The sequence below is a fragment of the Pseudomonas sp. TMW22090 genome (genome assembly GCF_022496665.1).
GTDB lineage: Bacteria > Pseudomonadota > Gammaproteobacteria > Pseudomonadales > Pseudomonadaceae > Aquipseudomonas > Aquipseudomonas gregormendelii.
This window is the reverse complement of sequence record NZ_SCFH01000007.1, coordinates 332,417-344,299: the sequence shown is the minus strand read 5'-3', so window position 1 is coordinate 344,299 and position 11,883 is coordinate 332,417. Positions and strand designations below refer to the sequence as shown.

General features: G+C 55.6%; 11 protein-coding genes and 4 tRNA genes. All 15 read left to right on the top strand.

Features of this window, described 5'->3' with window-relative positions:
- Positions 1–212: 212 nt before the first annotated feature.
- The 15 genes from birA (at position 213) to rpoB (ending at position 11,832) form a co-directional block, all read left to right on the top strand.
- Complete coding sequence (birA, locus tag EQV97_RS21245; protein WP_122838839.1) at positions 213–1,172, top strand: bifunctional biotin--[acetyl-CoA-carboxylase] ligase/biotin operon repressor BirA; 960 nt, start codon at positions 213–215, stop codon at positions 1,170–1,172.
- Entirely contained in the window at positions 1,162–1,911 is a 750-nt protein-coding gene (locus EQV97_RS21240) for a pantothenate kinase (RefSeq protein WP_122838840.1), read from the top strand. Before birA ends, EQV97_RS21240 begins: the two co-directional genes overlap by 11 nt.
- A 7-nt stretch (positions 1,912–1,918) precedes the next feature.
- Positions 1,919–2,359 carry a hypothetical protein gene (locus EQV97_RS21235; protein WP_045057461.1) on the top strand — a complete coding sequence of 147 codons (441 nt, stop codon included), beginning with the start codon at positions 1,919–1,921 and terminating at the stop codon, positions 2,357–2,359.
- Between the two features lie 142 nt (positions 2,360–2,501).
- Positions 2,502–2,586, top strand: a tRNA-Tyr gene (locus EQV97_RS21230).
- Positions 2,587–2,609: 23 nt separating this feature from the next.
- A tRNA-Gly gene (locus EQV97_RS21225) sits at positions 2,610–2,683 on the top strand.
- Positions 2,684–2,709: 26 nt separating this feature from the next.
- A tRNA-Thr gene (locus EQV97_RS21220) sits at positions 2,710–2,785 on the top strand.
- 84 nt (positions 2,786–2,869) lie between these two features.
- Positions 2,870–4,063, top strand: a complete 1,194-nt coding sequence (gene tuf / locus EQV97_RS21215) for an elongation factor Tu (protein WP_007896619.1) — start codon at positions 2,870–2,872, stop codon at positions 4,061–4,063.
- A gap of 53 nt (positions 4,064–4,116) precedes the next feature.
- Positions 4,117–4,192 (top strand) — tRNA-Trp (locus EQV97_RS21210).
- Between the two features lie 45 nt (positions 4,193–4,237).
- Positions 4,238–4,606, top strand: coding sequence for a preprotein translocase subunit SecE (gene secE, locus EQV97_RS21205; protein WP_008145488.1), 369 nt, complete (start codon positions 4,238–4,240; stop codon positions 4,604–4,606).
- A gap of 9 nt (positions 4,607–4,615) precedes the next feature.
- Positions 4,616–5,149 carry a transcription termination/antitermination protein NusG gene (gene nusG / locus EQV97_RS21200; protein ID WP_007896622.1) on the top strand — a complete coding sequence of 178 codons (534 nt, stop codon included), beginning with the start codon at positions 4,616–4,618 and terminating at the stop codon, positions 5,147–5,149.
- A gap of 117 nt (positions 5,150–5,266) precedes the next feature.
- Positions 5,267–5,698 (top strand): 50S ribosomal protein L11, encoded by a 432-nt coding sequence (gene rplK, locus EQV97_RS21195; RefSeq protein ID WP_003210097.1) that lies wholly within the window; start codon positions 5,267–5,269, stop codon positions 5,696–5,698.
- Positions 5,698–6,393: a 50S ribosomal protein L1 gene (gene rplA, locus EQV97_RS21190; RefSeq protein WP_007896626.1), complete on the top strand. Its 696-nt coding sequence runs from the start codon at positions 5,698–5,700 to the stop codon at positions 6,391–6,393. The genes rplK and rplA overlap by 1 nt, the downstream gene beginning before the upstream one ends.
- 198 nt (positions 6,394–6,591) lie before the next feature.
- Positions 6,592–7,092: a 50S ribosomal protein L10 gene (gene rplJ / locus EQV97_RS21185; RefSeq protein ID WP_045057462.1), complete on the top strand. Its 501-nt coding sequence runs from the start codon at positions 6,592–6,594 to the stop codon at positions 7,090–7,092.
- An 80-nt stretch (positions 7,093–7,172) separates the two neighbouring features.
- On the top strand, positions 7,173–7,538 hold the full coding sequence (rplL, locus tag EQV97_RS21180) for a 50S ribosomal protein L7/L12 (protein WP_008145490.1): 366 nt from the start codon (positions 7,173–7,175) through the stop codon (positions 7,536–7,538).
- 220 nt (positions 7,539–7,758) lie between these two features.
- Positions 7,759–11,832 (top strand): DNA-directed RNA polymerase subunit beta, encoded by a 4,074-nt coding sequence (rpoB, locus tag EQV97_RS21175; protein WP_122838842.1) that lies wholly within the window; start codon positions 7,759–7,761, stop codon positions 11,830–11,832.
- The last annotated feature ends 51 nt before the right edge of the window (positions 11,833–11,883 follow it).

Sequence of the window (11,883 nt, the reverse complement as noted above, 5' to 3'; positions counted from 1 at the left end):
GAACTCAGCAGTGAAACGATGCATCGCCGATGGTAGTGTGGGGTTTCCCCATGTGAGAGTAGGTCATCGTCAAGATTAAATTCCGAAACCCCTATCTGCGTATGCAGGTAGGGGTTTTGTTTTTGTCCGCAAGAAACTTCAGGCCCTCGTGTTTCTATGCAATCGCTCGGTGCATGGCTATCATGCGGGCCTCATTGTGAGGCGAGACTTGCATGCTGACGTTGTTGAAGCTTCTTAAGGATGGCCGGTTCCATTCTGGCCAGGCCCTGGGCATCGCCCTGGGTGTCAGTCGTAGTGCGGTTTGGAAACAGCTCCAGCTCCTGGAAGCTGAGTTGGGCTTATCCATCCACAAAGTGCGCGGCCGCGGTTATCAACTGGCTGCGCCATTGACGCTGCTCGACCCTGTCAGCATCCGCGAGGCGGCTCCTTCCTGCGAATGGCCCACCCTGGTCTTCGACTCCATAGACTCGACAAATGCCGAGGCCTTGCGCGCGATCGAGCGTGGCCAGGCCGCACCATTTCTGGTGGTTGCCGAACGGCAGACGGCCGGGCGAGGGCGGCGCGGACGCAAGTGGGTCAGCCCTTTTGCCGAAAACGTCTATTACAGCCTGGTGTTGCGCATCGACGGTGGAATGCGGCAGCTGGAAGGTCTCAGTCTGGTTGTAGGCCTGGCAGTGATGCAGGCCCTGCGCGAGCTCGGAGTGTCGACTGCTGGTCTTAAATGGCCAAACGACGTATTGGTCGGGCAGAAAAAAATCGCCGGCATACTTCTGGAGCTGGTGGGCGATCCCGCTGACGTATGCCACGTAGTGCTAGGCGTTGGAATCAATGTAAACATGCAGATGACTGATGAGGTTGATCAGCAATGGACGTCGATGCGTCTCGAGACTGGCAAGGTGTTCGATCGCAATCATCTGGTCGCAGCCCTGGGTGTGAAGCTGCAGGGTTATTTGCACCGTCATCAGACCGATGGGTTTGCTGCCATCCAGTCGGAGTGGGAGCAGAATCATCTGTGGCAGGGGCGCGCCGTATCGCTGATTGCCGGGGTCAACCAGATAGATGGCGAAGTGCTGGGTATCGATAAGCAAGGTGCTTTGCGCTTGAAGGTGGGTGGTGTGGAAAAAGTCTTTAGCGGTGGTGAGCTCAGCCTGAGGTTGCGTGATGATTCTTGAGCTCGACTGCGGAAACAGTTTTATCAAATGGCGCGTGCTGGGTGCGGGCGGCGGTATGACGGTGGGAGAGGGGGTCGTTGACTCGGATCTGGCGTTGCTCGAGAGCCTGAATGCCATCGTGAGCCTGTCATTGACCTATTGCCGGCTGGTAAGCGTCAGGACCACCGAAGAAACCGGTGCATTGACCGCCTTGCTCAAGAGCGCTTATGGCGTGTCAGTTGCCTGCGCTGCGCCCTCTCGCGAAATGTCCGGTGTTCGTAACGGCTATGAAGAATACGAGCGCTTGGGGCTCGATCGCTGGCTGGCGATGCTGGGTGGATTCCATCTGGCGTCGGGCTCGTGTCTTGTGCTCGACTTCGGTACAGCTGTTACCGCTGACTTCATAGACAGCGACGGCGCGCATCTCGGTGGCTTCATCTGTCCGGGGATGCCCTTGATGCGCCATCAGCTGCGCACCCACACGCGCAAGATACGGTATGGCGACATCGCAGCCGAGCGCGCGCTGGAAAGCCTTGCTCCTGGTCGCACCACCGTCGAAGCGGTAGAGCGCGGATGCTCGTTGATGCTCAGGGGATTCGTGCTTACGCAATTGGAGATGGCGCGCAGTTACTGGGGTGAAGACTTTGTGGTTTTTCTCACGGGTGGCGACGCAAGTCTTGTCTCGGGCGTCGTCCCTGAAGCCCGCGTGGTTCCAGATCTGGTGTTCGTGGGCCTGGCGATGGCGTGCCCTTTGAGTTGAGGTATTTATGCGTTGGTTGTTCCTGCTACTGCTAGTGCTCAATGTTTTCTATTACATCTGGCATCAACAAGAAGCGCCCTTGCGGGCCAAGGATGTCACGCCTTTGAGCCTGTATCGTGGTTCGCAGCAGGATATTCGCCTGCTGAGCGAATCCACTGATGCCGCGCGGGACAAGGCCAAGGCTGTTCAGCCAGATAGCGGGTGCCTGTATGTAGGGGGTTATTCGCGGCAGGACGTAGCTCAGGCTGTCGAGCGAAGGTTGACTGGCATGGAGATCAAGTTTCAAGCTTTGCCGCGCGACCTCCCGGATGCGCCTGGTTACTGGGTGCGGATCGCACCTGAAAGCCGACGCTGGCTGGATGATGTGCAGTTGCAAAACCTTTCCAGAGAATTCAATGAGTTAAAACATAAAATAATGCCGTGCGAGGGGGTTGCACAGGCGGATTAGTTTGCATAGAATGGCGCCCGCTTCGCAGTGAAGACCTTTAAAGGTCAACGCAGCGGAACGAGGTCAACGCAGCTAACCTCAGGTTTTTAATGAGAAAATGCTTGACAGAAGGCTGGCATGATATAGAATGCCGGCTCGCTTAGGAGGGGTTCCCGAGCGGCCAAAGGGATCAGACTGTAAATCTGACGTCTACGACTTCGAAGGTTCGAATCCTTCCCCCTCCACCATTTTTAGCGAGAGTTGCAAGCTCGCGGGTATAGTTTAGTGGTAGAACCTCAGCCTTCCAAGCTGATGATGCGGGTTCGATTCCCGCTACCCGCTCCACGTTTGCGGATCTTGCACAGTGTTACGCTCTTGTAGCTCAGTTGGTAGAGCACACCCTTGGTAAGGGTGAGGTCAGCGGTTCAAATCCGCTCAAGAGCTCCATATAACAAGGCAGATATGAAAATATCTGCCTTTGTTTTAATGGCTTGTTTGACTTGTAACATTCTTCTCCTGAGGGTGATTTCGATGGCTAAGGAAAAGTTCGAACGTAATAAGCCGCACGTCAACGTAGGCACCATTGGTCACGTCGATCACGGCAAAACTACTCTGACTGCAGCCTTGACCCGCGTCTGCTCCGAAGTGTTCGGTTCGGCAAAGGTTGACTTCGACAAGATCGATAGCGCCCCAGAAGAAAAAGCTCGTGGTATTACCATCAACACCGCTCACGTTGAGTACGATTCGGCCGTGCGTCACTACGCACACGTTGACTGCCCTGGTCACGCCGACTACGTAAAAAACATGATTACCGGTGCTGCACAGATGGATGGTGCGATTCTGGTTTGCTCGGCCGCTGATGGTCCGATGCCGCAAACCCGTGAGCACATTCTCCTGTCGCGCCAGGTAGGCGTTCCGTACATCGTTGTCTTCCTGAACAAGGCTGACATGGTAGATGACGCGGAGCTGCTTGAGTTGGTTGAGATGGAAGTGCGAGACCTGTTGAGCACTTACGATTTCCCAGGTGATGACACTCCAATCATCATTGGTTCGGCGTTAATGGCGTTGAATGGTCAAGACGACAACGAGATGGGCACCACTGCCGTCAAGAAGCTGGTCGAGACTCTGGATAGCTACATTCCGCAGCCTGAGCGCGCTATTGATAAGCCGTTCCTGATGCCGATCGAGGATGTGTTCTCGATCTCCGGTCGCGGTACTGTTGTGACTGGTCGTGTTGAGCGTGGCATTGTTCGCATCCAGGAAGAGGTTGAGATCGTTGGTCTGCGTGACACGGTCAAGACCACGTGCACTGGTGTAGAGATGTTTCGCAAGCTGCTCGACGAAGGTCGTGCAGGTGAGAACTGCGGCGTATTGCTGCGTGGTACCAAGCGTGATGATGTTGAGCGTGGCCAGGTATTGGTCAAGCCGGGCACCGTCAAGCCGCATACCAAGTTCACAGCTGAAGTTTATGTTCTGAGCAAGGAAGAGGGTGGTCGTCATACGCCATTCTTCAAAGGCTACCGTCCACAGTTCTACTTCCGTACGACTGATGTGACTGGTAACTGCGAGCTGCCAGAAGGAGTTGAGATGGTTATGCCGGGTGATAACGTTCAGATGACCGTTACCCTGATCAAAACCATCGCGATGGAAGATGGTCTGCGTTTCGCTATTCGTGAGGGCGGTCGTACCGTCGGCGCGGGTGTCGTGGCAAAAGTCATCGAGTAAGTTGTTGTAATGTCTTTTTCAGGCCGGCATAATGGTCGGCCTGATTTTGTTTTAGGTCAGTAGCTCAATTGGCAGAGCGACGGTCTCCAAAACCGTAGGTTGGGGGTTCGATTCCCTCCTGACCTGCCAGATTCACTTGGTGGGTTTGGCTTTCTTTTCACAGGATCTTCATAGATGACTCCTAAAGCTGAAGCTCAAGGCTCTCGCTTCGATCTGCTCAAGTGGCTAGTAGTAGTCGCTTTGGTGGTTGTTGGCGTTGTTGGCAATCAGTATTACTCTGCTTCGCCGATCCTGTACCGCGTACTGGCACTGCTCGCCATTGCTGCTGTAGCTGCCTTTGTAGGCCTGCAGACAGTTAAGGGCAAGTCTTTCTTTGTACTGGTAAAGGAAGCTCGCACCGAGATTCGTAAAGTCGTATGGCCAACTCGCCAAGAAACCACGCAGACCACGTTGATCGTAGTGGCTGTTGTTCTGGTTATGGCGTTGCTGTTGTGGGGTCTTGATTCCCTGCTCGGCTGGCTTGTTTCCTTGATTGTCGGCTAAGGGTGTCCCGTGGCTAAGCGTTGGTACGTTGTGCATGCTTACTCCGGTTACGAGAAGCATGTCATGCGCTCGTTGGTAGAGCGCGTAAAGCTGGCTGGCATGGAAGATGGCTTCGGCGAAATTCTGGTTCCCACTGAAGAAGTGGTTGAAATGCGTAATGGCCAGAAACGCAAAAGCGAGCGCAAGTTCTTCCCAGGTTATGTGCTGGTCCAGATGGACATGAACGAGGGTACTTGGCACTTGGTCAAGGATACTCCTCGGGTGATGGGTTTCATCGGCGGTACTGCTGATAAGCCTGCACCGATCACTGATAAAGAGGCAGAAGCGATTCTGCGTCGCGTTGCTGATGGTAGCGACAAGCCGAAGCCGAAGACGTTGTTCGAGCCGGGCGAGTCGGTACGGGTCAACGACGGGCCGTTTGCTGATTTTACTGGCACGGTCGAAGAAGTTAACTACGAAAAGAGCCGGATCCAAGTGGCAGTGCTCATTTTCGGTCGCTCTACTCCGGTAGAGCTAGAGTTCAGTCAGGTCGAAAAGGTCTAGCTGGGCAAGCATCCCAACCCCGCAGCCTTAGGCTGTGGGGTTTTGTCGTCACTGGGATAAACGCGCAAGTAACCGGGGAGCCTTTCGAGGCGTTTGAACCCGTAATTGGAGTGCCTCATGGCCAAGAAGATTACCGCTTACATCAAGCTGCAAGTGAAGGCCGCTCAGGCTAACCCAAGCCCACCTGTTGGTCCTGCACTGGGTCAGCACGGCGTGAACATCATGGAATTCTGCAAAGCTTTCAACGCCCGTACCCAGGGTATTGAGCCAGGCCTGCCGACTCCAGTGATCATCACTGTCTACAGCGACCGTAGCTTCACTTTCGAAACCAAATCCACTCCTGCTTCGGTTCTGCTGAAGAAGGCGGCTGGTCTGACTAGCGGTTCCGCTCGTCCGAACACCGTTAAGGTTGGCACCGTAACTCGTGCTCAGCTGGAAGAAATCGCGAAAACCAAAAACGCGGATCTGACTGCAGCTGATATGGATGCGGCCGTGCGCACTATCGCCGGTTCTGCTCGTAGCATGGGCCTTAACGTGGAGGGTGTGTAATGGCTAAGTTGACCAAGCGTCAAAAGGCTATCGCCGGCAAAATCGAAGCAGGCAAGTCCTACAACTTTGTAGACGCTGCTGCTCTGCTGGCTGAGCTGTCGACCGTCAAGTTCAGCGAGTCGTTCGACGTTGCTGTGAACCTGGGCGTTGACCCGCGTAAATCCGACCAGGTCGTTCGTAGCGCTACTGTGCTGCCGCACGGCACTGGCAAGACCGTTCGCGTAGCTGTGTTCACCCAGGGTCCAGCTGCTGAGGCCGCTCTGGCTGCCGGCGCTGACCGTGTAGGTATGGACGACCTGGCTGCCGAAATGAAAGGCGGCGACCTGAACTATGACGTTGTTATCGCATCCCCGGATGCAATGCGCGTTGTTGGTCAGTTGGGTCAGATCCTCGGTCCACGTGGCCTGATGCCTAACCCTAAAGTCGGCACCGTGACGCCAGACGTAGCTACCGCGGTTAAAAACGCCAAGGCTGGTCAGGTTCGTTATCGCACCGACAAAAACGGCATCATCCACACTTCCGTTGGCAAAGTCGGCTTCGACGCCGTCAAGCTGAAGGAAAACGTTGAAGCCCTGATCGCTGATCTGAAGCGTATCAAGCCAGCTTCCTCGAAAGGCATTTACGTCAAGCGCGTTACCCTGAGCACCACTATGGGCCCAGGTCTGGTCATCGACCAAGGCTCGCTCGACGCGTAAGACACAGGTTGGCGCAAGTGATTGCGCCAATTGAAAGATTGGGGTCCCTGCCTGGCGGGGGCTATCCAAGACCGTAGGCGACGCAAGTCTTAAACCTCAAGCCTACGCAGATGGTGCTCCCGGTTCCTTACCGAATCAGACACCAAAACGACATCCGGCCTCGGTTGGATGAAACGGTAACAAGCAGGAGTTAAACCCGTGGCAATTAAACTCGAAGACAAGAAGGCCATCGTCGCTGAAGTCAACGAGGCTGCCCAAGTTGCCCTGTCTGCTGTTGTGGCTGATGCCCGCGGCGTGACAGTTGGCGCTATGACCGGACTCCGTAAAGAGGCTCGTGAAGCTGGCGTTTACGTACGTGTTGTACGTAACACCCTGCTCAAGCGCGCCGTTGCTGGCACTCCATATGACGTGCTCAACGACGTGTTCACTGGCCCGACCTTGATTGCATTCTCCAAAGATCATCCGGGCGCTGCTGCTCGTATTTTCAAGGAATTCGCAAAAGGTCAGGATAAGTTCGAGATCAAGGCAGCTGCGTTCGAGGGCAAGTTCCTCGCAGCTAATCAGATCGACGTACTGGCAAGCCTGCCGACCCGTGACGAAGCAATTTCTCAGCTGATGAGCGTGATTCAAGGCGCAACCAGCAAATTGGCTCGTACTCTGGCGGCACTTCGCGACCAGAAAGAAGCAGCTGCAGCCTAAGGCTAAGCGACTCCTTTCAGCGTTTATTGTTTATTTCGATGGCCGCGTAGGCTGTCACCCCAATACAGGAATTTATAGTCATGTCTCTGACTAACGACCAAATCATCGAAGCAATCGGCGAAAAATCCGTTCTGGAAATCGTTGAGCTGATCAAGGCCATGGAAGAGAAGTTCGGCGTTTCCGCTGCCGCTGCTTCCGCTGGTCCAGCTGCTGTTGCTGCCGTTGTTGAAGAACAAACTGAATTCAACGTCATGCTGCTGGAAGCTGGCGAGAAGAAAGTTAACGTGATCAAGGCAGTACGTGAACTGACCGGTCTGGGCCTGAAAGAAGCCAAGGCAGTAGTTGACGGCGCTCCTGGCGTAGTTCTGGAAGCCGTATCGAAAGATGCAGCTGACAAAGCTAAAGCCACTCTGGAAGAAGCAGGCGCTAAAGTCGAGCTGAAGTAAGCATCGACCTTGCGTCTCCAGCCCGAGCGTTAAGCGAAAGGCTGATGGCTGGTGGCTCTTGCCACCGGCCTTTTTCCGTTATTGGCAACCGACTGGGTCGGTGCTGGTAACGAGCTGTAACCACCCGATGCGGTGGCGCAAACCATGGGGTTTGCACGATTTTCTGGCTGCTCCCGTCGGGAGGGGCCAAACAAGCAGGTGACCAAGCTGGGGAACGCTGATGGCTTACTCATATACTGAGAAAAAACGTATCCGCAAGGACTTTAGCAAGTTGCCGGACGTCATGGATGTGCCGTATCTCCTGGCAATCCAGCTGGATTCGTATCGTGAATTCTTGCAGGCGGGAGCGACTAAAGATCAGTTCCGCGACGTGGGCCTGCATGCGGCCTTCAAATCCGTTTTCCCGATCATCAGCTACTCCGGCAATGCTGCGCTGGAGTACGTCGGTTATCGCCTGGGCGAACCGGCATTTGATGTCAAAGAATGCGTATTGCGCGGTGTAACTTACGCCGTACCTTTGCGGGTAAAAGTGCGCCTGATCATTTTCGACAAAGAATCGTCGAACAAAGCGATCAAGGACATCAAAGAGCAAGAAGTCTACATGGGTGAAATCCCCCTGATGACTGAAAACGGTACCTTCGTAATCAACGGTACCGAGCGTGTGATCGTTTCCCAGCTGCACCGTTCCCCGGGCGTGTTCTTCGACCACGACCGCGGCAAGACGCATAGCTCCGGCAAACTGCTGTACTCCGCGCGCATCATTCCTTACCGCGGTTCGTGGCTGGACTTCGAGTTCGACCCGAAAGACTGCGTATTCGTGCGTATCGACCGTCGTCGCAAGCTGCCTGCATCGGTACTGCTGCGCGCGCTCGGCTATACCACTGAAGAAGTGCTCGACGCGTTCTACACCACCAACGTTTTCCACCTGAGCGGCGAAACCCTCAGTCTGGAACTGATTGCTTCGCGTCTGCGTGGTGAAATCGCTGTTCTTGATATTCAGGACGAGAAGGGCAAGGTCATCGTTGAGGCGGGTCGCCGTATTACTGCGCGCCACATCAACCAGATCGAAAAAGCCGGTCTCAAGACCCTGGAAGTGCCTCTGGACTACGTCCTGGGTCGCACTACCGCCAAGGCCATCGTGCATCCGGCAACCGGCGAAATCCTGGCAGAGTGCAACACCGAGCTGAACACCGAGATCCTGGCAAAAATTGCCAAGGCCCAGGTTGTTCGCATCGAAACTCTGTACACCAACGATATCGACTGTGGTCCGTTCGTCTCCGACACCCTGAAGATCGACTCCACCAGCAACCAATTGGAAGCGCTGGTCGAGATCTATCGCATGATGCGTCCAGGCGAGCCGCCAACCAAGGATGCTGCCGAGACCCTGTTCAACAACCTGTTCTTCAGCCCTGAGCGCTATGACCTGTCTGCGGTCGGCCGGATGAAGTTCAACCGTCGTATCGGTCGTACCGAGATCGAAGGTTCGGGCGTGTTGTGCAAGGAAGATATCGTCGCGGTTCTGAAGACTCTGGTCGACATCCGTAACGGTAAAGGCATCGTCGATGACATCGACCACCTGGGTAACCGTCGTGTTCGCTGCGTAGGCGAAATGGCCGAGAACCAGTTCCGCGTTGGCCTGGTACGTGTTGAGCGTGCGGTCAAAGAGCGTCTGTCGATGGCTGAAAGCGAAGGCCTGATGCCGCAAGACCTGATCAACGCCAAGCCTGTGGCTGCGGCGGTGAAAGAGTTCTTCGGTTCCAGCCAGCTGTCCCAGTTCATGGACCAGAACAATCCGCTGTCCGAGATCACCCACAAGCGTCGTGTGTCTGCACTCGGCCCTGGCGGCCTGACTCGTGAGCGTGCCGGCTTTGAAGTTCGTGACGTACACCCGACTCACTACGGTCGTGTATGCCCGATTGAAACGCCGGAAGGTCCGAACATCGGTCTGATCAACTCCCTGGCTGCCTATGCGCGCACCAACCAGTATGGCTTCCTCGAGAGCCCGTACCGTGTGGTGAAAGACGCCCTGGTCACCGACGAGATCGTTTTCCTGTCCGCCATCGAAGAAGCTGATCACGTGATCGCTCAGGCTTCGGCCACGATGAACGACAAGAAAATCCTGATCGACGAGCTGGTAGCTGTTCGTCACTTGAACGAGTTCACCGTCAAGGCGCCGGAAGACGTCACCTTGATGGACGTATCGCCGAAGCAGGTAGTTTCGGTTGCAGCGTCGCTGATCCCGTTCCTCGAGCACGATGACGCCAACCGTGCGTTGATGGGTTCGAACATGCAGCGTCAAGCTGTACCAACCCTGCGCGCTGACAAGCCGCTGGTAGGTACCGGCATGGAGCGTAACGTAGCCCGTGACTCCGGCGTTTGCGTCGTGGCTCGTCGTGGCGGTGTGATCGACTCCGTCGACGCCAGCCGTATCGTGGTTCGTGTTGCTGATGATGAAGTTGAAACCGGCGAAGCTGGTGTCGACATCTACAACCTGACCAAATACACCCGCTCCAACCAGAACACCTGCATCAACCAGCGTCCGCTGGTGCGTAAAGGTGATCGGGTTCAGCGTAGCGACATCATGGCTGACGGCCCGTCCACCGACATGGGTGAACTGGCTCTGGGTCAGAACATGCGCATCGCGTTCATGGCATGGAACGGCTTCAACTTCGAAGACTCCATCTGCCTGTCCGAGCGTGTTGTTCAGGAAGACCGCTTCACCACGATCCACATCCAGGAACTGACCTGTGTGGCGCGTGACACCAAGCTTGGGCCTGAGGAAATCACTGCAGACATCCCGAACGTGGGTGAAGCTGCACTGAACAAGCTGGACGAAGCCGGTATCGTTTACGTAGGTGCTGAAGTAGGCGCAGGCGACATCCTGGTCGGTAAGGTCACTCCGAAGGGCGAGACCCAACTGACCCCGGAAGAAAAACTGCTGCGTGCCATCTTCGGTGAAAAAGCCAGCGACGTTAAAGACACCTCCCTGCGTGTGCCTACCGGCACCAAGGGTACCGTCATCGACGTACAGGTCTTCACTCGTGACGGCGTTGAGCGTGATGCTCGTGCACTGTCCATCGAGAAGACTCAGCTCGACGAGATCCGCAAGGATTTGAACGAAGAGTTCCGTATCGTTGAAGGCGCGACTTTCGAACGTCTGCGCTCCGCCCTGGTAGGCCACAAGGCTGAAGGCGGCGCTGGTCTGAAGAAAGGTCAGGACATCACCGACGAAGTGCTCGACGGTCTTGAGCATGGTCAGTGGTTCAAACTGCGCATGGCTGAAGATGCTCTGAACGAGCAGCTCGAGAAGGCTCAGGCCTACATCGTTGATCGTCGCCGTCTGCTGGACGACAAGTTCGAAGACAAGAAGCGCAAACTGCAGCAGGGCGATGACCTGGCTCCAGGCGTGCTGAAAATCGTCAAGGTTTACCTGGCAATCCGTCGCCGCATCCAGCCGGGCGACAAGATGGCCGGTCGTCACGGTAACAAAGGTGTGGTCTCCGTGATCATGCCGGTTGAAGACATGCCGCACGATGCCAATGGCACCCCGGTCGACGTCGTCCTCAACCCGTTGGGCGTACCTTCGCGTATGAACGTTGGTCAGATCCTCGAAACCCACCTGGGCCTCGCGGCCAAAGGTCTGGGCGAGAAGATCAACCGGATGATCGAAGAGCAGCGTAAAGTTGCTGAACTTCGCACCTTCCTCGACGAGATCTACAACCAGATCGGCGGTCGTAACGAAGACCTGGACAGCTTCTCCGACCAGGAAATCCTGGATCTGGCGAAGAACCTGCGCGGCGGCGTTCCAATGGCCACTCCAGTGTTCGACGGCGCCAAGGAAAGTGAAATCAAGGCCATGCTGAAACTGGCAGACCTGCCAGAAAGCGGCCAGATGCAGCTGACCGACGGCCGTACCGGCAACAAGTTCGAGCGCCCGGTTACTGTTGGCTACATGTACATGCTGAAGCTGAACCACTTGGTAGACGACAAGATGCACGCTCGTTCTACCGGTTCGTACAGCCTGGTTACCCAGCAGCCGCTGGGTGGTAAGGCACAGTTCGGTGGTCAGCGTTTCGGGGAGATGGAGGTCTGGGCACTGGAAGCATACGGTGCTGCTTACACTCTGCAAGAAATGCTCACAGTGAAGTCGGACGATGTGAACGGCCGTACCAAGATGTACAAAAACATCGTGGATGGCGATCACCGTATGGAGCCGGGCATGCCCGAGTCCTTCAACGTGTTGATCAAGGAAATTCGTTCCCTCGGCATCGATATCGATCTGGAAACCGAATAACACGTGACGCGAATCGAGAGCGGGGCAGGATTGCCCGCTCTCTGCTCCGCC

Excerpts from the sequence above, each read along its gene's own strand:
- EQV97_RS21235 (WP_045057461.1), top strand. The coding sequence starts at position 1,919 with ATGCGTTGGTTGTTCCTGCTACTGCTAGTGCTCAATGTTTTCTATTAC.
- rplA (WP_007896626.1), top strand. The coding sequence starts at position 5,698 with ATGGCTAAGTTGACCAAGCGTCAAAAGGCTATCGCCGGCAAAATCGAA.
- tuf (WP_007896619.1), top strand. The coding sequence starts at position 2,870 with ATGGCTAAGGAAAAGTTCGAACGTAATAAGCCGCACGTCAACGTAGGC.
- rplL (WP_008145490.1), top strand. The coding sequence starts at position 7,173 with ATGTCTCTGACTAACGACCAAATCATCGAAGCAATCGGCGAAAAATCC.
- EQV97_RS21240 (WP_122838840.1), top strand. The coding sequence starts at position 1,162 with ATGATTCTTGAGCTCGACTGCGGAAACAGTTTTATCAAATGGCGCGTG.
- birA (WP_122838839.1), top strand. The coding sequence starts at position 213 with ATGCTGACGTTGTTGAAGCTTCTTAAGGATGGCCGGTTCCATTCTGGC.
- rpoB (WP_122838842.1), top strand. The coding sequence starts at position 7,759 with ATGGCTTACTCATATACTGAGAAAAAACGTATCCGCAAGGACTTTAGC.
- rplK (WP_003210097.1), top strand. The coding sequence starts at position 5,267 with ATGGCCAAGAAGATTACCGCTTACATCAAGCTGCAAGTGAAGGCCGCT.
- secE (WP_008145488.1), top strand. The coding sequence starts at position 4,238 with ATGACTCCTAAAGCTGAAGCTCAAGGCTCTCGCTTCGATCTGCTCAAG.